Origin of the sequence: Paenibacillus sp. FSL H3-0321, from assembly GCF_038002865.1 — a bacterium.
Lineage (GTDB): Bacteria > Bacillota > Bacilli > Paenibacillales > Paenibacillaceae > Paenibacillus_AQ.
Genome location: NZ_JBBODH010000001.1, coordinates 110,557 through 130,302, shown reverse-complemented (window position 1 = coordinate 130,302; position 19,746 = coordinate 110,557). Strand labels below are relative to the sequence as shown.

Annotated in this window: 14 protein-coding genes and 2 pseudogenes; 3 read left to right on the top strand and 13 right to left on the bottom strand. The window is 46.9% G+C overall.

Features of this window, described 5'->3' with window-relative positions; all coding sequences use genetic code 11:
- Nucleotides 1-22: 22 nt before the first annotated feature.
- Genes narI through MHI45_RS00510 form a run of 4 tightly spaced genes read right to left on the bottom strand, consistent with a single transcriptional unit; the run spans nt 23 to nt 6,500 of the window.
- Nucleotides 23-709, bottom strand: coding sequence for a respiratory nitrate reductase subunit gamma (gene narI / locus MHI45_RS00525; RefSeq protein WP_038591863.1), 687 nt, complete (start codon nt 707-709; stop codon nt 23-25).
- On the bottom strand, nt 706-1,272 hold the full coding sequence (gene narJ, locus MHI45_RS00520) for a nitrate reductase molybdenum cofactor assembly chaperone (RefSeq protein ID WP_076111928.1): 567 nt from the start codon (nt 1,270-1,272) through the stop codon (nt 706-708). The genes narI and narJ overlap by 4 nt, the downstream gene beginning before the upstream one ends.
- A complete protein-coding gene (gene narH / locus MHI45_RS00515; RefSeq protein ID WP_076111930.1) occupies nt 1,265-2,836 on the bottom strand; it encodes a nitrate reductase subunit beta in 1,572 nt (523 codons plus the stop codon). The genes narJ and narH overlap by 8 nt, the downstream gene beginning before the upstream one ends.
- Nucleotides 2,826-6,500 (bottom strand): nitrate reductase subunit alpha, encoded by a 3,675-nt coding sequence (locus tag MHI45_RS00510; protein WP_076111931.1) that lies wholly within the window; start codon nt 6,498-6,500, stop codon nt 2,826-2,828. The genes narH and MHI45_RS00510 overlap by 11 nt, the downstream gene beginning before the upstream one ends.
- Nucleotides 6,501-6,815: 315 nt before the next feature.
- Here MHI45_RS00510 and MHI45_RS00505 point away from each other — a divergent pair, with 315 nt between their 5' ends.
- The gene (locus MHI45_RS00505) at nt 6,816-7,235 is read left to right on the top strand and encodes a hypothetical protein (protein WP_076111933.1); all 420 of its coding nucleotides are present in this window, start codon (nt 6,816-6,818) and stop codon (nt 7,233-7,235) included.
- 16 nt (nt 7,236-7,251) lie between these two features.
- Here the strand turns inward: MHI45_RS00505 and MHI45_RS00500 are convergent.
- Nucleotides 7,252-7,677: pseudogene (locus MHI45_RS00500) on the bottom strand (RrF2 family transcriptional regulator); the annotation flags it as partial.
- Nucleotides 7,678-7,828: 151 nt separating this feature from the next.
- Between MHI45_RS00500 and hmpA the strand changes: the two are divergent.
- The gene (gene hmpA, locus MHI45_RS00495) at nt 7,829-9,010 is read left to right on the top strand and encodes an NO-inducible flavohemoprotein (RefSeq protein ID WP_076111934.1); all 1,182 of its coding nucleotides are present in this window, start codon (nt 7,829-7,831) and stop codon (nt 9,008-9,010) included.
- 97 nt (nt 9,011-9,107) lie between these two features.
- Nucleotides 9,108-9,647 carry a flavin reductase family protein gene (locus MHI45_RS00490; RefSeq protein ID WP_256718159.1) on the top strand — a complete coding sequence of 180 codons (540 nt, stop codon included), beginning with the start codon at nt 9,108-9,110 and terminating at the stop codon, nt 9,645-9,647.
- A gap of 87 nt (nt 9,648-9,734) precedes the next feature.
- On the opposite strand, the gene MHI45_RS00485 is transcribed toward MHI45_RS00490, so the two are convergent.
- From MHI45_RS00485 to MHI45_RS00450, 8 genes and pseudogenes are all read right to left on the bottom strand, one after another.
- The gene (locus MHI45_RS00485) at nt 9,735-10,115 is read right to left on the bottom strand and encodes a DUF488 domain-containing protein (RefSeq protein WP_076111937.1); all 381 of its coding nucleotides are present in this window, start codon (nt 10,113-10,115) and stop codon (nt 9,735-9,737) included.
- A gap of 189 nt (nt 10,116-10,304) precedes the next feature.
- Nucleotides 10,305-10,439: pseudogene (locus MHI45_RS00480) on the bottom strand (alpha-amylase family glycosyl hydrolase); the annotation flags it as partial.
- Between the two features lie 55 nt (nt 10,440-10,494).
- Complete coding sequence (locus MHI45_RS00475; RefSeq protein ID WP_076111939.1) at nt 10,495-12,123, bottom strand: glycoside hydrolase family 13 protein; 1,629 nt, start codon at nt 12,121-12,123, stop codon at nt 10,495-10,497.
- Between the two features lie 62 nt (nt 12,124-12,185).
- Nucleotides 12,186-13,079 carry a carbohydrate ABC transporter permease gene (locus tag MHI45_RS00470; RefSeq protein ID WP_038591843.1) on the bottom strand — a complete coding sequence of 298 codons (894 nt, stop codon included), beginning with the start codon at nt 13,077-13,079 and terminating at the stop codon, nt 12,186-12,188.
- A gap of 13 nt (nt 13,080-13,092) precedes the next feature.
- Nucleotides 13,093-14,007 carry an ABC transporter permease gene (locus MHI45_RS00465; protein WP_076111940.1) on the bottom strand — a complete coding sequence of 305 codons (915 nt, stop codon included), beginning with the start codon at nt 14,005-14,007 and terminating at the stop codon, nt 13,093-13,095.
- Nucleotides 14,008-14,066: 59 nt separating this feature from the next.
- On the bottom strand, nt 14,067-15,803 hold the full coding sequence (locus tag MHI45_RS00460) for an extracellular solute-binding protein (protein ID WP_076111942.1): 1,737 nt from the start codon (nt 15,801-15,803) through the stop codon (nt 14,067-14,069).
- 371 nt (nt 15,804-16,174) lie between these two features.
- Nucleotides 16,175-17,581, bottom strand: coding sequence for a response regulator transcription factor (locus MHI45_RS00455; protein WP_076111944.1), 1,407 nt, complete (start codon nt 17,579-17,581; stop codon nt 16,175-16,177).
- Nucleotides 17,578-19,290, bottom strand: coding sequence for a sensor histidine kinase (locus tag MHI45_RS00450; protein ID WP_076111945.1), 1,713 nt, complete (start codon nt 19,288-19,290; stop codon nt 17,578-17,580). The genes MHI45_RS00455 and MHI45_RS00450 overlap by 4 nt, the downstream gene beginning before the upstream one ends.
- Between the last annotated feature and the right edge of the window lie 456 nt (nt 19,291-19,746).

Sequence of the window (19,746 nt, the reverse complement as noted above, 5' to 3'; positions counted from 1 at the left end):
AGAAGTTTTCGCTTGCTTTCCTTTAATTCGATTTATTTCTTCTGTATAGAATATAACTTCTGCCTACATAATTCAATGGAACACTCCATACATGGACTAAGCGGGTGAACGGCCAAAAGGCAAAGATGGCAAAGCCGGACAGGATGTGCAGCTTGAAGGAAAACGGCACACTTTCCATAAGTGACGGATCCGGCCTAAACATGAAGAGGCCCCGGAACCAGACGGAAATCGTCTCACGGTAATCAAACTCGGGCTGTACGGCATTGGTTACGATTGTGGAGTACATTCCCATAAAGACGATAAAGAGCAGCAGTGAATTGACAATCAAATCGGAGGCGCTGCTGAGCCGGCGGACATTCTTGATCGTAAAGCGGCGGGAGGTCAGAATGATCATCCCCAGCAACGTGGCTACTCCGAAAAATCCGCCAATATACACCGCGCCTATGTGGTAAAGATGTTCATTGACACCGATTGCCTCCATCCATGACTTCGGTATGGCGAGACCCCCGACATGGCCAAAAATGACCGGTATAATCCCAAGATGGAATAAGATACTCCCATATTTCAACTGTTTCTTTTCAATGAATTCGCTGGATTTCGCCGTCCAGTTAAACTGATCCTTGCGGTAGCGGAAGATATGTCCGCCGATAAAGACCACCATACAAATGTAAGGGAAAATAACCCATAGAAACTGAGCAAACATATTCATTGACTGGGGGCCTCCTGTCGGGCACAAGCTTTAAATGTTTCACGCAATCCCTTCACCAGGTGGAAATAGGGACTTTTATTCTTATCAAGCGCCTTGAGCAGATGATAGGTGCCATCCTCAAGAATCGCAATCAGCATCCCGAAATTCTCAGGCGCTGACGGATCTTCAAGCCATTCTGCAGCATACAGAAACTCACACATCAGCGGAAGATAATCGGGCAGCTCCCCTTCCGGCATTTGCAGCCCGAACATTTCGTATAATAGCTTCAGTTTGGCCAGCATCTGTCCGCGTTCTTTGGCATCTTCAAATTTAAAATAGGTCATGTACAGGGCGCAGTCTTTCTGGAAATCAAAAGTGGCCGCATAACTCTCCTGAATCTCTTCCAGGCTGAAGTTTTGCATCAGTGACCAATAGGTGTGCACATGGGCGTAACCCGGGTGGCCGCTGCTGAACGCCTCTTCCAGAAAAGCCGGATGAAAATCCAGCTTCCCCGGGTACATAAGCTGCAGGGCGAAATATCCGAAGGATTGCTTGTAATCGTACAATTTGATCAGATCAATCACGCCAAATCCCTCCGTAGAAGTTCTCTTCATACATTTCCTTGCCGTTCTTCATCGTGGTTCCTGCAGCACTGGCCGGGCCGCAGCCGTCACAGCCGGAGCCGGAGCCCATATCTCCCATGCTATTGCCATAGCCGGTCGAACCTTGGGCACGATAAGGGTTCATATGCTGTTCTCTATGGGAAGTCGGAATCACAAAGCGGTCTTCATATTTGGCGATGGCGAGCAGCCGGTACATCTGTTCCGTCTGATGCGCAGTCATGCCTACACGTTCCAGACGGCTTAGGTCGAATTCCTGACCTGTGGATTTGGCGCGCATATATGAGCGCATCATTGCCATCCGCTGCAAGGCTTCTTTGACCGTCTGCGTGTCACCTGCAGTCAGCATGTTGGCCAAATACTGGATCGGAGTGCGCATTTCTTCGATAGCCGGGAAGATCTGATCCGGATTCTTCAGCGAATCTTTTCCTTCAAAATAATTCATGATCGGACTAAGCGGCGGCACATACCAAACCATTGGCAGCGTCCGGTATTCCGGATGAAGCGGGAATGCCAGCTTGTGCTCGATAGCAAGCTTGTAGACCGGGGAGTTCTGGGCTGCCTCCAGCCAGTCTTCCGAAATGCCGTCTTTTCTTGCCTGGGCGATCACTTCCGGATCATGCGGATTCATAAACAGATCGCATTGTGCTTTGTACAGGTCCTTCTCGTCCGGTGTCGAAGCGGCATCAAGGACTTTGTCGGCGTCATACAGCAGAACGCCCAAATAACGAATCCGGCCGGTACAAGTCTCGGAGCAGACCGTCGGCAAGCCCGCTTCCACACGCGGGAAGCAGAAGGTACATTTCTCCGCCTTGTTGGTCTGCCAGTTGAAGTACACCTTCTTATACGGGCAGCCCGTCATGCAGTATCTCCAGCCGCGGCAGGCTTCCTGGTCGACGAGTACAATTCCGTCTTCATCCCTTTTGTACATCGCACCGGAAGGACAGGACGCAACACAACTCGGATTAAGGCAGTGTTCACATAGGCGGGGCAGATAGATCATAAAGGATTTTTCGAAGTTGAATTTGATCTCTTCCTCAATTTTCTGGATGTTCGGATCCAGCGGTCCGGTTACATGCGCTCCCGCGAGATCATCTTCCCAGTTCGGTCCCCATTCCAGATCCATCTTCTCACCTGTTACCGCCGAATGTGCCCGTGCGACCGGGGAATGTTTTTGTTCACCTGCATTCGTCAAATGTTCGTAATTGTAAGTCCACGGCTCATAGTAATCCTTCATTTCCGGCATGTCTGGATTGTAGAAGATTTTGCCGAGAGCGATCTTGGACAGTTTGTTGCCTGACTTCAGCTCCAGCTTTCCTTTACGCAGCTTCCAGCCGCCTTTATAGAGCTCCTGGTCTTCCCAACGTTTCGGATAACCGATCCCCGGCTTCGTTTCAACGTTGTTGAACCACATATATTCCGCGCCTTTACGGTTAGTCCAGGTTGTTTTGCAGGTGACACTGCATGTGTGGCAGCCGATGCATTTATCCAGATTCATTACCATTGCTACTTGTGCTTTAATTTTCAAGCCAGTTAACCTCCTTCATTTTGCGTACGGCTACGTAGACATCCCGCTGGTTGCCGATTGGACCATAGTAGTTGAAACCGTAGCTGAGCTGTGCGTATCCGCCCACCATTTGAGTAGGCTTCAAATGAATTCGTGTAGGAGCATTGTGGCTTCCGCCGCGAGTATCCGTGATCTCAGAGCCTGGTACTTGAATATGCTTGTCCTGGGCGTGGTACATAAACATGGTGCCTCTCGGCATCCGGTGGCTGACGACCGCGCGTGCGGTTACGACACCGTTGCGGTTGTAGACTTCCAGCCAGTCATTATCGGAAATCTGATGCGCTTCGGCATCCTCATTGTTGATCCATACGGTTGGACCCCCGCGGAACAAGGTCAGCATGTGCTGGTTATCCTGGTAGGTAGAGTGGATGTTCCACTTGCCATGCGGTGTTAAATACCGTAGAACAAGCGAATCCTGTCCGCCTTTCACTGCCTTGTCACGCGGTCCAAAGACCATCGGCGGCAAGGTGGGCTTATAGACTGGCAGCGATTCTCCAAACTGCAGGAAGATCTCATGGTCAATATAGAAATGCTGTCTTCCGGTCAAGGTACGGAAAGGAACAAGACGTTCGATATTGGTTGTGAACGGCGAATACCGGCGGCCCTGCTTGTTCGAGCCGCTGAATACCGGTGTGGGAATGACTTCCCTCGGCTGAGCGGTAATACTTTGGAACGTAATCTTCTCTGCTGCCCGGTCAGCCGAGATATCTCTGAGCTCAACGCCCGAATCTTTCTCCGCTTGCGCGTAAGCCTTCTGGGATACACGGCCATTGGTAGCCGATGACAGATGAAGGATCGTATCTGCCGCCTGGCGGGCAGTTTGAAGTTTTGGCAGTCCGTTTTTGATTGAATCGTCGAAATGAACCCCGCTTATCTGCTTTAATTCCTCGTATTCTTCGGCAACAGAGAAGCTGATGCCATGTGCCCCTGCTTTGCCGGTTGCGAGGTTGGGTCCGAGCGAGATGTATTTATCATGTATTTGGGTATAGTCCCGTTCAACAATGCTTAGGTTTGGCATTGTTTTACCCGGGATCGCTTCAATCTCGCCTTTGGCCCAGTCTTTGACAAGACCCATAGGCTGTGAAATCTCGCTTACCGAGTCATGGCCGAGAGGTGTTGAGACAAGGTCTTTGTAGACGCCAGGCAGATGTAATTTCGCCATTTCGGAGAAAACCTCCGCAAGCTGGCGGTAAATATCCCAGTCCGAACGCGATTCCCAGAGCGGGTTCACAGCCGGATTGAACGGGTGAACAAAGGGATGCATGTCTGTTGATGACAGATCTGTTTTCTCATACCAGGTGGCCGCAGGCAAAACAATGTCCGCATACAGCGGCGTTGTGGTCATCCGGAAATCCAGGGCAACCATCAGATCCAGCTTGCCTTCCACATCTTCCCGCCAGATAATTTCCTCCGGCTTCTGCTCTTCATTCGGCTCGGCGAGCAGCCCGTCGGAAGCTCCCAGCAAATGCTTCATGAAATACTCCTGCCCTTTCGCAGAGCTTGAGATCAGGTTCGAGCGCCAGATAAACAGTGAACGAGGGAAATTCTCAGGAGCGCCCGGATCTTCCACCGCAAAGCGGGTTTTACGCGATTTGATCTCTTCCAGAGTGTGGCCAATAATTTCAGCATTGGACTTCTTGCCCTGCTGAGCAGCTTCTTCCGCGAACAGCAGGCTGTTCTTATTGAACTGCGGAAAGGACGGCAGCCAGCCGAGACGTGCAGCCAGCACGTTATAGTCAGCCGGATGCTGATAGGCTACCTCTCCGCCAGTCGGCGATTTCAGCGAATCCGTGCCGCTCTCCTCATAACGCCATTGCTCAGTTGCAAAGTAGAAAAACGATGTGGCATTTTGCTGTCGGGACGCACCCTGCCAGTCTTTGGCAAAGGCAATAGTTGACCATCCTTCAATCGGGCGGCATTTCTCTTGACCGACATAATGCGCCCAGCCCCCGCCATTGACACCTTGTGAAGCGGTGAGCATCACCAGATTCAAGATGGAACGGTAGATGGTGTCACTGTTGAACCAGTGATTAATCCCAGCCCCCATGATAATCATTGAGCGTCCACCCGTATCAATCGCGTTCTGGGCAAATTCACGGGCGATTTGAACGACAACACTTGATTTCACACTCGTAATTTTCTCCTGCCAGGCAGGCGTATAAAGTGAGGATTCATCCGTGTAGTCCTTGGCGTTCAGCGGGCTGGCTGTACGAGCGATGCCGTATTGGCTCATCATCAAATCATACACAGTGGCAACAACCCGTTCTGTACCGTCTGCCAGCTGGATTGTTTTGACCGGGATCATCCGTCTGAACGTACCGTTACCGGCATTGTCAAAGTAAGGGAATACAATTTCTGCCCACTGCTCTCCATGACCTTCAATACTTAGTGCCGGCTCCACTTTGCTTCCATCTTCACGTTCAAGGATCAGGTTCCATTGCTTGCCTTCTTCCCAGCGCTGGCCCATGGTCCCATTGGGAACGATGAACTCACTGGCCGACTCGTCAAAGATGACCGGTTTCCAGTCTGAATGCTGCGATGTCTCACCGAGGTCGCTCGCCCGGAGAAAACGTCCGCCTTTCAAGGCATCTTCATGCGTGTCCAGCAAAATCAGAAAAGGCATGTCTGTGTATTGCTTGGCATAATTCAGGAACATCGGTTCCTGGCGCTCATTGTAGAACTCATTCAGAATTACATGCGTCATGGCCTGGGCAAGCGCGGCATCCGTACCGGGATTCGGCGCCAGCCAGTTGTCGGCGAATTTGACGTTTTCCGCGAGATCCGGTGCCACCGATACTACCTTGGTTCCCTTATATCGCACTTCCGTCATGAAATGTGCATCCGGTGTCCGGGTAAGCGGCACATTGGACCCCCACATCATTAAATAGCCCGCGTTGTACCAGTCGGAGGATTCCGGCACATCCGTCTGTTCGCCCCAAATTTGCGGAGATGCCGGAGGAAGATCGGCGTACCAGTCATAGAAGCTCAGCATTTGACCGCCCAGGAGCGAGATGAAGCGTGCACCCGAAGCGTAGCTGACCATCGACATGGCCGGAATAGGTGTGAAGCCGGCAATCCGGTCGGGACCGTATTTTCTAATGGTATAAATCAGTTGTGCTGAAATCAGGTGGAGTACATCGTTCCATCCCACTCGGATATGGCCGCCTTTGCCGCGGGCCTTCTTATAAAGGCCAGCCTTTGCTGGATCTTCTACAATGCTGGCCCACGCGTCGACGTAATTGTCATGCTCGGACAGTGCCGTTTGCCACAGACGCCACAGCTTCCCTCTAACATAGGGATACTTCACGCGAAGAGGACTGTATTCGTACCACGAAAATGTAGCTCCACGGGGACAGCCGCGCGGTTCAAATTCCGGCATATCCGGCCCGCAGGAAGGATAATCAATCTGCTGGTTCTCCCAGGTAATAATTCCGTTCTTCACAAATACCTTCCAGCTGCAGGAACCTGTACAATTGACTCCGTGAGTGGTGCGGACTACTTTATCATGAGACCAGCGCTGACGGTACATATTCTCCCAATCCCGGTTTTTCTCCTCAAGAATGGACCAGTTCCCGGAATAGCTTTCAATTGGCTTGAAAAAGTTGAGACCATATTTTTTCTTCATCGATTACGAACACTCCTTTGCAGAATGAAGGACAGGGTTGCGTAAAAATATACATTCATTCAATTAATCTCATTATGGATCCCCCTGGCGATACTTCCCATTAGGGAATCGCCTATTGAGCCGCGGGAATTCCCTTGATCTGAATAAAAAGCAAAAAAAGCCTTCCTCGTTGAGAGAAAAGCTGTGCGGTACTAGATAATTAAGGATATTGGCTCCTATTAGGGAGTTCCCTGTTTGTGATCCGGGGAATTCCTTAGCGGGAATTCCACTGCTTTCTGGTGTGCTATACTGAAAAAAAACGAGAGGATGAGCCACATGACAGGTCCTTCATTGCGCCAGTTGCACGCCCATCATGCCATTCATCAAGGCGGGCTGTCCGGTGCTATAGCTAAAACTGAAGAAGTGGAAGAGCTTCTGGAAGCAAAAGAATACGAGGTGGCGCGCCAAGCAGCCGATCATTTGATTGAGTACTGGGAGACGCGAATCATTAGTCACGCCGATGCGGAAGAAGACGGATTCTATCAGGAAGTAGCCGATAAGAATCCTCACTTGCAAGACGCAGTTAAGCAGCTGACACGTGATCATGAACTGCTGCGAATTATAGTAAAAGATGTGAAAGCAATGCTTGCTGAAGACGGACTCATTCCTGAGGTGATTCATCAGTTCCATGCCCTGTTGGTTGTGAACTCCATTCATAGCCGGGATGAGGAACGGCTGTTGTTAGCGGAGGCGTGACCTTCTCCTGCTGTTGAAGAATAGCACGCAAGTCATCTTTGTTGATTAATAAATCCTGCAGCGTATATTCATTTAGCACCTGCAGATAGGCTTGAAGTGCTCTGGCAAGTGCTCCTTTAAGTCCACAAACCGGGGAGATCGGACAGCTGCCGCCTGAAGGATTGAAGCACTCGACAAGATAGAAGTCGTCTTCCATCCGGCGTACGACCTCCCCAATGTTTATCTCTTCAGGTGTCCGGGCAAGCCGTATACCTCCCCCCCGCCCTCTTACAGTTTCAATATATCCCGCCTTTCCTAATTCGTGTGAGACCTTCATCAAATGATTTTTGGAGATATGATAAGCGTTCGATATATCTTGTATGGTTGAAAGCTCACTTCGCTGCTTTGATCCAAGATAGAGGAGGATTCGCAAAGAATAATCTGTATACAAAGTAAGTCTCATATTTCTCTCCATTTGCAGGTATAGTAAGTGATATTTATTACAAATAATATCATATATATTGTCCATTTTGTTAAAGTGGTATTTTAAATATATCTTTTAACTTAAAATGAGTATATATTAAATTTGTAACAATTGAGAGGAGCTGATCGTTATTTTATCACAGGAAACCCGGGATATTGTCAAATCCACAGCACCCGTATTAGCCGAACATGGTACAACCATTACATCAGTGTTTTACCGGAATTTGTTCGAAGCCCATCCAGAACTTCTTAATGTATTTAACCATGCCAACCAGGCGCAAGGCCGCCAGCAGGCTGCACTTGCCAATGCGGTGTACGCAGCAGCCGTCCACATTGACAACCTTGAGAATATCCTGCCTGCGGTTGTCCAGATTGCACACAAGCATGTCAGTCTTGGCATTAAACCGGAGCATTACCCGATTGTCGGCGAATTTTTACTGAAAGCCATCAAGGAAGTGCTGGGTGATGCCGCCACCGATGAAATTCTCAAAGCATGGGAAGAAGCCTACGGCGTCATCGCAGGTGCTTTTATCGGCGTTGAAGACAGCATGTATAAAGAAGCGCGTGAACAGGAAAATGGCTGGAACTTCTTCAAACCGTTTACTGTTGCGCACAAAGTACAAGAAAGCACCAACATTACCTCGTTCTACCTCAAACCGGCAGACGGTTCCAATGTACCGGATTATAAGCCAGGACAGTATATCTCTGTGCGTGTCTTAATACCTGGCGAGAAGTACACCATGATCCGCCAATACAGCCTTTCGCAAGCGCCAAAAGCGGATGAATTCCGCATTTCCGTGAAACGCGAAGCCGATAATGATCCGAATGGCGTCGTCTCGCTTTATCTTCATGAGCAGGTTGCAGAAGGAGATACCGTCGAAGTAAGCGCTCCGGCGGGTGAGTTTTTACTGGATGCCACCAAAACAACGCCTGTGGCCTTTATCTCTGGTGGTGTAGGCATCACGCCGATGATAAGCATGTTCGAAACCGTTGCGGCAACAACGCCGGACCGGCCGACTATATTCCTGCATTCTGCGCGGAATGAAGCACTGGCCGCTTTCCGTAAAGATGTCGAGAAACATGCATCTGCGATGAGCAATGTTAAGACCAAAACCTTCTATTCCGGTGGTCCGGATGGCGTAATTACAGGTGAAGTCCTAAAGACATATGTGGACATTACAGGTGATGCCTATGTTTGCGGTCCGGTACCTTTTATGGAAGCGATGATTCGTGAACTGCATGCCCTCGGAATGAAAGAAGAACAAATTCATTATGAATTTTTCGGCCCCGCCCTGCAATTGGACAACAACTAGGCATGTGAGTGAGATCACTCAGGCTCTTTACCCTCTGCGATATGCTTTCTGTAATGGAACTGCCACTCAGTGGTAAGTTAGAATTCAGGAGGATTGCATGATGGATAAAGTAGCTGTGAATTATGAGAAAATGTATTACGGATTTCCGGTCATTCTAGTGAGCTTCTACGATGTCAACGGACTTCCGAACGTGACCACAATCTCTTCCTCGTACACGCTGAAGGATATGGTGGTCCTTGGCTTCAGCAGTAAGGGATATGCCATCAATCAAATCAAAGAAGTGCATGATTTTGTAATTAATGTGCCGGATCGTTCTATGATGGACGCAATCAGCTATTGCGGAGCGAATTCCGGCCATGAGCTGAGCAAATTTGACAACTTAAATTTAACGCATGTTAAATCGCAATCAGTCAATGCTCCTATAATCCGGGAATGCCCAATCGCCATTGAATGCACGTTGACAGATGTAATCGAACGAGACCAGTTCAAGGGCATTACCAATATACTGGCTCAGATCAAGGGCAGATACGTTGCACAGGATTACCTGAACGATGAAGGTGGTTTACAGTCCTCGGAATTCGATAATGTTCTCTATATCGGGGACGGCCGGAAAAAGAGCTTCAGATATTTACAGTAGGCCGCTCCATTGTTCATGGACAATAGAAATGAATACACATAGGCCGCTTCCCGGATCTTAGTCGATCCAGGAGCGGCCTGTACTTTTTTATCGGGAAATAAGCCATTCAAGCAGGACGTTCGCATGATTGTGAACGGGATCTTTTGCTCCATAGACCAAAGTAACCTCTTGTTCCAGCACCAGTTCATCAAGCTTCGCGGCAAGTCTGCCACGCTCCGGGTCTTCCTCCAGCTCCTTGATATAGCTGCTTGCGAATCCCGCAAACCGCCCTGGCTCATGGCCGAACCATTTCCGCAGCTCTGGGCTGGGGGCAATCTCCTTCATCCATTCGTCAATTGCGGCTTCTTGTTTGGAAATGCCACGGGGCCACAGCCTGTCTACCAGTATCCGGTACCCATCCTCTGGCTCAGCTTCCTCATAAATCCGCTTCAGCCTGAGATGATTATTTTGTTTTTTATGCAGCACCATGATTAACGTTCCTCCTTTCTTATGCTCATGGCTGTTGCTTCTATATCTCTGTTTTGTTTGTCATATTATAAACAATCAAGGCTTATTAAGGATATAAATAAAAGCTTCGATTTGTGGTGCTAGATTCCGGAATTGACCTTTTCACCTAACATATTGAGCTTGCCGGAGGTTAGCCTTGAGCATCGCCAAGAGCATCGGTTGTTTTTTGGAGAACAGATGGAGATAGCACTGTCCGGAAACTTCATCATATTCCCAAGCAGAACCGCCAAAGACGCTCTCCCAGTTATTCGGTTCGTCTCCGTTCTTCCCATCTCTCCAGATGTACTAATCTCAGAATCCTACTTTCTTAAGGACTAAACTTTATTTAACGTATTATGCCCTAATCATGGCTAAGGTACATTCTTGCTTCGTATGGACGCAATTCGCTTTCCGTCATATCACCTGTATAATTGCATATCAACAGCTGATTCGTCTGTGCCAATTGTCCCTGAAGCGGGAGTTCGGTCGTATATCCTTTGAAATTGCATACGACAAAAATTTTGGTACCATTCAATGTTCGGGTATATGCAAACACGTCTTGATTCTCTGGAAAGATCAGCTCATATTCACCATATACGATTACTTCATGATCTTTCCTTAATTGAATTAACTTCCGGTAATAATGGAATATGGATTCGGGGTTATTCAAACTTTGTTCGGCATGGATGTGCTTATAATTCGGATTCACCTTAATCCATGGTTCCCCTCGTGTAAAACCAGCGTTATCGGAAGTATCCCATTGCATAGGTGTTCGTGCGTTATCGCGTCCTTTGGCGTAGATCGACTCCATAACGTTGCGTTCAGGATAACCTTTCCCCATTCTTTCCTTATAAAAATTGAGCAATTCTATATCCCGATAATCTTCAATAGCATATTGAACATTCGTCATGCCCAATTCTTCACCCTGATAAATGTAAGGCGTACCTTGCATGCCATGAAGAAGGGTGGCCAACATTTTAGCTGATTCGATCCTGAATTCTCCATCATTTCCCCAACGTGAAACGATTCGAGGCAAGTCGTGGTTATTCCAGAACAAACTGTTCCAGGCGTCACCCTTGAGCTCCGTCTGCCATTTGGACAGCACTTTTTTTAATGACATAACATCTAAAGGCTTTAGATCCCACTTTCCTTTGCCTTCTTGTTCATCCAAACCGATGTGTTCAAATTGAAATACCATTGAAAACTCACTGCCGTCCGGGTTGCTGTACAGTTTGGCGATTTCCGGAGTGGCGCCCCATGTTTCTCCAACGGTTAGCAGGTCTTCCGCTTTTTGAAACGTCGCTTTGCTCAGTTCCCTGATATATTTATGCAGATTAGGCCCGTTTCCCGTAATCTTCAAATCCGGTTCTTTACCGATTAAGTCGATCACATCAAGTCGAAAACCACCAACACCCTTGTCGATCCACCAATAGATCATGTTGTATATCTCCTGCCGGACTTTGGGGTTTTCCCAGTTAAGATCCGGCTGTTTCACAGAAAATAGATGTAAATAATATTGCCCGATCTCAGGCACCCATTCCCAGGCTGAGCCACCGAAAGTGGACCCCAAGTCGTTCGGAGGCGTTCCTTCAACGCCATCTCTCCAGACGTAGTAGTCATGGTACGGATTGTCTTTGCTTTTTTTGGCTTCTTGAAACCAAGGGTGTTCATCCGATGTATGGTTCAACACCAAATCCATAATGATCCGAATGTCTCGTTTCCCGGCTTCATGAATTAACGTTTCCATATCTTCCAAAGACCCAAACATCGGATCGATATCCTGATAATCTGAAATATCATACCCATAATCATCTTGAGGGGACTTGCAAACGGGTGATAACCAAATCGCACCGATGCCGAGTTCCTGCAAATAATCCAATCGGGACACAATGCCCTCCAAGTCGCCGATTCCATCTCCGTTACTATCTTGAAAGCTCCGTGGATATATTTGATATACAACGGTTTCTTTCCACCATTTTTTATTTTTCATGTTCCATTCAACCTCTCTTTCACACGAAACGTGGTTTATTTTCATCAACTCACAGCATCTAGTTATTCTTTGACGGATCCTACGACAATGCCAGTCACAAAGTATTTTTGCAGCAGCGGATAAATCAGCAATAGCGGGATGACAGCGACTACGATTTTGGCCGCATTCAGGTTCTTTTTCGAAATTTCAGTTAGGTTGCTGAGCTCACTGGAATTCGTGCCGGCTTGAAGCAAATCGGCAATATTCACGTTAAGGGACTGAATATAGGTCATTAGCGGATAATTGCTGACTTTGGTCATATAGATCAAACCGCTGAAGAAGTCATTCCATGTACCCACGATACTGAATAGAGCGACTGTTGCCAGCGCAGGAATGGACACAGGAACATACACTTTGAACAAGACCTGGAGCGGATTCGCCCCATCGATGAACGCTGCTTCTTCAAGCGCTTTAGGTACAGCGGAGAAGAAGTTCATCACGAGGATGACACTGAATATCGGGACAGCGCCTGGCAGAACAAGTGCCCAAATCGTATTCAACATATCCAGGTTTTTGATCAGCAGGTAACTCGGAATCATGCCTCCACTGAACAACATGGCAAAAATCATAATATTCATATAAATGTTTCTGCCTTTAAAATCCCTTTTCGATTTGGATAACGGATAAGCCATCAAAATAATCAGAGTCATGTTAAGCACAAGGGTAAGCGCGACACGTAGAACAGATATGCCAAAGGAACGCCAGAACTGTGGATCATCAATAATTTTGGTATACGCTGCAGTTGTAAAATTGACCGGAACGAGACCTACAGCATTCGCTGATACCGCCTCGCTGCTACTGAATGAAATGGCAACGATATTCCATAACGGAAGAAGGCAGGCCAATGCCAGCATGATGACAATGGCATAGATGACAAACCGGCCAATTCGATCTTTTAAGTTTGCAGAATAGGACACAGGTTTTGCCTCCTTAGAATATTTTTCGGTCCGTATATTTTTTGGCCAACTGGTTGGCAGACAAGAGTAAAACAATGCCGATCACGGACTTGAACAAGCCAACAGCCGTACCGAAGCTATACTGTCGCCCAACGAGACCGATCCGGTAGACATAGGTATCCAGAATATCGCCCGACTCATAGACAACCGGGTTATACAGATTATAGATTTGATCGAAACCGGCGCTCAAAATATTGGTCAGGCTCATTACACCCATGAGCAGAATAATAGGGAGCATGCCCGGCAACGTAATATGCCATATTTTTCTCCACCAACTGGCTCCATCCATTCCTGCCGCTTCATACAGACCGGGATCAATCGACGTAATAGCAGCCAAATAGACGATGGAACTGTAACCAAACTCCTTCCACACGTCTGTTCCGATAATCAGTGGCTGGAACCAGGTGTTGCTGCCAAGGAAATTAATATTTTCCAAGCCAAAGAACGCCAACATTTGATTCACAATTCCGTCCAAACTGAACATGTTGACAACGACGGATGCCAGTACAACCCAAGACAGAAAGTGTGGCAGATAAACAATCGTCTGCACGGATTTTTTTACGTATTTAATACGAATTTCATTTAACAAAACGGAAAAAATGATGGCCATCATCGTTCCGAGCAGAATCTTGCCAATAGCAATCACCAACGTATTGCTGACGACCTGCGCGATATCCGGCAGCTTAAACATATAAATAAAATGCTTCAGCCCTACAAATTCGGAGCCGAACATGCCCTTGGCGGGTATATAGTCCTGAAAAGCCGTAATGATGCCGACCATTGGAACATAGCTGAATACAAGCAAAAACAAAATGCCTGGCAGCATCATCATATGGTACATGGCACCTGCGCCAAGCCGGCCCCTTGCTTTCAAATTCCCCTGTTTCATGATGAACCCCTTTCTTGAAGAAAGGCTGCGTATCGCAGCCCTGCCACTGTTCATGGTGTTTATTGTTTTGATGCGACCTCGTCTTCAATTTCCTGAATGATTTGATCACCACCTTGTTTCTTCCAATTGCTGACGAATGTATCGAAGTAATCGAGCGGTTCTGAACCGGTCACTATTTTGATAAACGATTCCTGCTCCAACTTCGTCAGATTGGCCCACGTCTGTTTCATGCTTGATGTAGTTCCAGAGAAAGTAGGTGTCATCCAGACGAATTTGTTTTCCTTTGTCAGTTTGTCGATCAGTCCAACTCCGTTGATCCGCGAATGATATTTCGACCAAGCAGTCGCGTCATCCGTATCCATGTCGCTTAAATAGGTTTTGATGCTTCCGATATTGTTCTTCGATTCGGTTGTACGAACCTCACCCAGGCCAATCTCTCCTTTAATCCCACGAACGACGTCAGAGTAATCATCCAGCAGCGATGTAGCAGAGTTGACTTCGATATTAAAAGGTCTCGTAGAACCGTCTACCCCGGTCTCTTGATACTTGGCAGCTTCCGGCATGGTTGCTGCAGCATCTTTATCATTAGCCAGTTTATCGTAGAACAGGTTTACAATCTTAACGGCCAGCTCAGGGTGTTCATATCCTTTTCTCACCACGATAAACTGATTGGATGGATTGGCATGTGCCACGTTGACATTGCCGTCTGCATCCTCCAACGTATACGCCGAAAATTTTGCATTTTTATCCATCTGCTTCACGCTGATCAGTCCCCAGTCAGGGATATGCCACGGTCCAAAAGCGATACCGCTTTGGCCATTGGTGTAGAGTGCAGTAATGTCATCAAACGTGCGGGTCCCAAATTGCGGGTCAATGATGCCATCCTTGAACCAATCCGCCATGATGCCCAGCATTTGCTTGGTTTCTTCTGTCGTGGAACCATACACGATTTTGCCCTCTTCACCATTCATCCAATATTGCGGGAACGCTCCCTCGGTTGAGGCAACACCCAGCATGGTATAAGCAGAGCCATTATAATCTGTTGTATTCAGCGTGTTCACAAATGGAATACCTACCGGGTTCCCGGATTGGCCAGGATCTCTTTTCAGGAATTCCAGCGCTGTCTTCTCCACTTCATCCAGCGAGATGGTCCCGTCTCCGTCTACATCAAGTTGAATTCCCAGCAGATCCAGCCAATCTTGACGGACCCAAACCATCGTTGGTGCGGAATCCAGGGAAGTCGCCGGAAGGCCCATCAAACGTCCATCGATCGTCGCATTGTCTAATGCACGGCCATCATAGGAATCGTACATCTGCTTGATGTTATCCGTAGCATATTGATCATAAATGGCTGTCAGATCCTCAATCAGATCATTATCCACCAGTTCTTTAAGTTCATCTTTGGAATCGACGCGCATCATGTCAGGCAATTCCCCGGAGGCGATGGCGAGCGAAACTTGCCGGCTATAATCTTCACCATTGGCTTCAAATTGATCTGTAATCTGAGCGTTAAACGTGTCTTTGACCAGCCGAGTATACGCGTTGTTCTCATAGGTATCTCCAGCCGGCAGTTTCGGGTTGGCTGTGGTCACCCGTCCCATAGTTACGGTGATTTCGTCTTTATAGGCACTGAACGGATCTCCCGGCGTTACCTCATATTTGCCTGCTTCCTCTGCTGTAGGAGGATTGGAAGAGTCTCCACATGCCGCGAGGGTTGCAACCATCAAGGCAGACATGGACAGCACGGCCAGACACTTCGTCAAACTTTTGCTTTTCATGGACCATTTTGTTTTCATCTAGTTCGATTCCCCTTTATTCTGATTATCAATTTTGTTTACGCTTTCATTATAAAATGGAGTGAAGACCAATCGAGATAGGGATTGCACGTCCGTTTGGATAGAGAAATGGTTACAGTTTTCAATCGGTATTATAATACATTGGTTAGCTTGTGAGCATATACCCTACTTACTGACCTACAGTCGTCTATCTATCCTTATTCTTGATCAAAAACAAAGACCGGCAGCTCCTAAAACAGGAAACTGTCGGCCTTCATTTATCAAAAATCGATAAAATGTCTTTCGTATCATTTACATGACAGCCTACAACGATCATGGAATACGGTCACTTTTCTCATTAAATGGATGTTCGGTCATAGGGAAGGTGTCCGCTATTTATTTCCTCTGCCTAGCTGCCGATACTCGCTTGGCAGAAGACCTGTCAGCTCACGGAAAATCCGGCTGAAATATTTTTCATCCGTATAACCCACTCGCTCCGCAATCCAGAAAATCGTGTTGTTCGTATTGAGCAAATACTCTTTGGACTTCTCTACCCGGATGAACCGGGAGTACTCATTAAAGGTTTTCCCCATCAGATCTTTGAAACATTGACTGAAATAGCTTCGGCTGATGTTGAGTTGTTGGGAGAGACCTGAAGCTGTGTATGCCTGCTCCAAATCATGTTGCACGATCATCACCGCTTTTTTCACGGCATCGATGATTTCCGGTGAATATGAAGTCTGTTCATCGGTCTTTCGAATGCCTGCAGCAGTCTGCTTGATCCACTCTTCGACCTCGAACCAGGACTCGAAAGAATGGATCATGGAGATTCTTCCAAGCGTAGTTTGGGCAAAAAGGTGGTTCCACTCCATAACGATCGAGTACAGCAATCCCATCAACTGACCTTTATGTAATCGTAATGATTTAAACTGGTCAATAAGTTGGTTGTAGTAACTGTCATGATGGGTCCATAGTGTTTGGAACCAACTTTGCTTAATCCGGTCAATGTCCTCATCCTGCGGTTCTTTTGAAAATATGTCTCCCTCTTTCATCGAAACGGGAATGACTTGGTCACTGGGGTTGTACGCATAGAATAAAGACGTCTCTGTATAATTCAGAATCCAGTTTTTGATTTGCGACCACGTTCGCTCTTGTACATCAGACAAAACCAACAACGTACTTTGGGGGACTTGATTCAGGGATTCCTTTAATTGATGAAAAAGTTGATCCTCTTCGTACTGGGGTACTGCCCACATCCAGCTATTCCGCTCAACCTCCCACCTTATCTCATCTTCATGCGCAGTTAGCTCCATTGTCCACGTATGTTCTGATTTGCGATCCAGTGAAACAAGTGCATACACATTTCGATAATGGACATTAATTGCATTCTGTGAAGGCATCTTTATTTTCGTGTTCGTCAACCCGTTAATTCGGGTATGTATCCGATGCAGAACATGTTCGAATTGCTCTTTCTCCAGCTGGACTTTGGCTATATAGTCGATGGCTCCCAGCCTGAGCGCTTCCTGGATATAATCGAAATCCTGGTGCAGTGTTAACACAACGATATGAAGTTCCGGATAGAGCTGCCTCGCAGCATGCATCAGTTCAATCCCTGACATTACCGGCATGGCAAGATCCGTCAACATTAGATCGACCGGTTGGGATTTCAGAAAATCCAGTGCTTTCGCCCCGTTACTTGCTTCTCCTACAACTTCCATGTTGAACTCGTTCCATGGCATCGCAGAGCTAATGCCTTTGCGTACGAGCTTATCGTCATCCACAATCAATACCTTAATCATGCCGAGATATCTTCTCCTTTAATAGGCAATATGAGCAGTATGCTTGTCCCCGTTCCCACTTCACTCTCGATCACCAGTTGTGCTTGATCCCCGTACTGTGCCTTCAACATACGGTGAACGTAATTGAGTCCTATACCCATCCCTACTTTTTGTTGTTCAGCTACACGATTGTTCAGCAGTTTATGAATGGCTTCCTCGGTCATGCCTGCACCATTATCTTGAATCATAATGTTCAACGTTTCAGTGCGTGTAACTTCAATTTGAATAAAACCTTCGTCACTCAATCCATGATATAGCGAATTTTCAACCAGCGGTTGCAAAATAAAGCGAGGCACAGGAATTTGAAGCACTTGTTCATCTGCAGTAATGCGGACGTCAAATTCAAAGTCATATCGAATTTGCTGCAAAATCAGATACTGCCTTAACGCATCAATTTCCTCTTCCATCGTGGATACTTGCCCTAATTTGCCCAAATTGTAATACAACAGCTTGTTCAAGGACTGCACCAGCTTGTCGATCTCCCCTTGTCCGTTCATGACGGCCAGCCAGTGCACCGTATCCAGCGTATTCATCAGAAAGTGCGGGTTGATCTGATAGAGCAGTTTTTCCACTTCCAGGTCTGCACGAATCTTCTCTTTCTGCTGCACTTCCTTGAAGAGGTCACCGATTTGATGCTGCATATTGGAAAATTCACCCAGCAGAAAATCAAATTCGGGAATCTGAGTTCGAGCTCGGCTCCCTGTCGATTGTGGATTCTTGGACATCCCATTGATTTCGGAATGGAAGAGTCCGAGTGGTTTGTAGACCATCTTCCACAGAAGCCAAGCAAGAAATACGGTAAAGCCAAGGAAAAATAAAGCGACCAGCAATATTTGAAGCAGCCACTGGTTTTTCTCCTGTTGATATTGAGCCTGTGAAATGACCGATACGACACTCCATTTCTGTGAGGAATCCTCTTTAAACCAGTGGTACCCGCGGGATATTCCGTCCTTCACAGAGTCGACTGTTAAGCTGGAGAAATTCTCCCCGACCTTCATGGCTTCCGGTATTTCACTGTACACAATGTTGCCTTCTCCATCCAGGATCAAATGAGATAAAGCGCCGTTGTATTGATTGTAACCCAAGATATCCTCTGTAAGACGAAAGCCGGATTCTACGTAAATGTGCGCATCGTCCCTTTTGGGAAGTTGTACTCTTCGCATAGCAGACAGAACGAGTTTGTCATCGAATCGATTCATGCTGATATGGGGACCATAGTACTTAATTCCATAGGTTTGGAAGAGCAAAGGCAAAGACTCAGGAGAAAAATGATCCTTGATCGGAAAGTTACCGAACTGCGTAGTGCCTTCTTTCTGGAAGTAATATAAGGTCAAACCGATATTTGGATTGGTAAACGTGACAACGCTTAACTCGCTCTTTAATTCGTCCCTGGCCTCGATCAATTCGAAGATATCGGAGGACGGATTCAAAAATTCATCCATCCTTTTGCCTACAGTGCCACTGTAAGACAATTGCTGCGTAACGTGATTCAGATTGGTGATTGAATTCTCCAATGAGGATGTCACCTGCTGTAAATTGCTACGGATGCCATCATCGATCTTATTTGCGAAAATGGAGTCAATGGTATAGTAAGAAATTGCAAATATGCTGATAAAGGGGATAAACGCACTGAGAAAGAACAATAAAAAGATTCTTTTTTTAAGTGTCATTTTGACCTGTTCTCCTTCTAAAAATGAAACAACAAGCTCCTACTTATGGAAGCTTGCTGTGAATATACATACAGCTATACCGATTATCGTTTTCCTCATAGCCCTCGGCCATTTTGAAGCATGGCGGCATTTCAATCCATTCAGGAGGGCACAAATCAGGACAATCTGTCTGTGTCCTGTCCAAGTCCAATTTCCTTTCATAATTATAGATTGATATTCAAATTAGTCAAACACTTTCATACTGAACGGTGCCACTATCATGCCCGCTACTACAAATAATAACGACTGCCGAAGCAACCGCTATTCCACTATAGTTTTCATTCAGTTTTGTATAAATGATCCATGAACTTATCGTGTAATTGTATTCCATCTCGTAAAGACTGCTTAGTCTCTTGATCGATCAAATCTACTTCAAAGTTCAACCCACCATAACCATCAATCATTTCCATAATGCGA

Bases quoted from the DNA above. Each gene is read 5' to 3' on its own strand.
- narI (WP_038591863.1), bottom strand. From the start codon at position 709: ATGAATATGTTTGCTCAGTTTCTATGGGTTATTTTCCCTTACATTTGT.
- MHI45_RS00510 (WP_076111931.1), bottom strand. From the start codon at position 6,500: ATGAAGAAAAAATATGGTCTCAACTTTTTCAAGCCAATTGAAAGCTAT.
- MHI45_RS00505 (WP_076111933.1), top strand. From the start codon at position 6,816: ATGACAGGTCCTTCATTGCGCCAGTTGCACGCCCATCATGCCATTCAT.
- MHI45_RS00490 (WP_256718159.1), top strand. From the start codon at position 9,108: ATGATGGATAAAGTAGCTGTGAATTATGAGAAAATGTATTACGGATTT.
- MHI45_RS00485 (WP_076111937.1), bottom strand. From the start codon at position 10,115: ATGGTGCTGCATAAAAAACAAAATAATCATCTCAGGCTGAAGCGGATT.
- MHI45_RS00475 (WP_076111939.1), bottom strand. From the start codon at position 12,123: ATGAAAAATAAAAAATGGTGGAAAGAAACCGTTGTATATCAAATATAT.
- MHI45_RS00465 (WP_076111940.1), bottom strand. From the start codon at position 14,007: ATGAAACAGGGGAATTTGAAAGCAAGGGGCCGGCTTGGCGCAGGTGCC.
- MHI45_RS00460 (WP_076111942.1), bottom strand. From the start codon at position 15,803: ATGAAAACAAAATGGTCCATGAAAAGCAAAAGTTTGACGAAGTGTCTG.
- MHI45_RS00455 (WP_076111944.1), bottom strand. From the start codon at position 17,581: ATGATTAAGGTATTGATTGTGGATGACGATAAGCTCGTACGCAAAGGC.
- MHI45_RS00450 (WP_076111945.1), bottom strand. From the start codon at position 19,290: ATGACACTTAAAAAAAGAATCTTTTTATTGTTCTTTCTCAGTGCGTTT.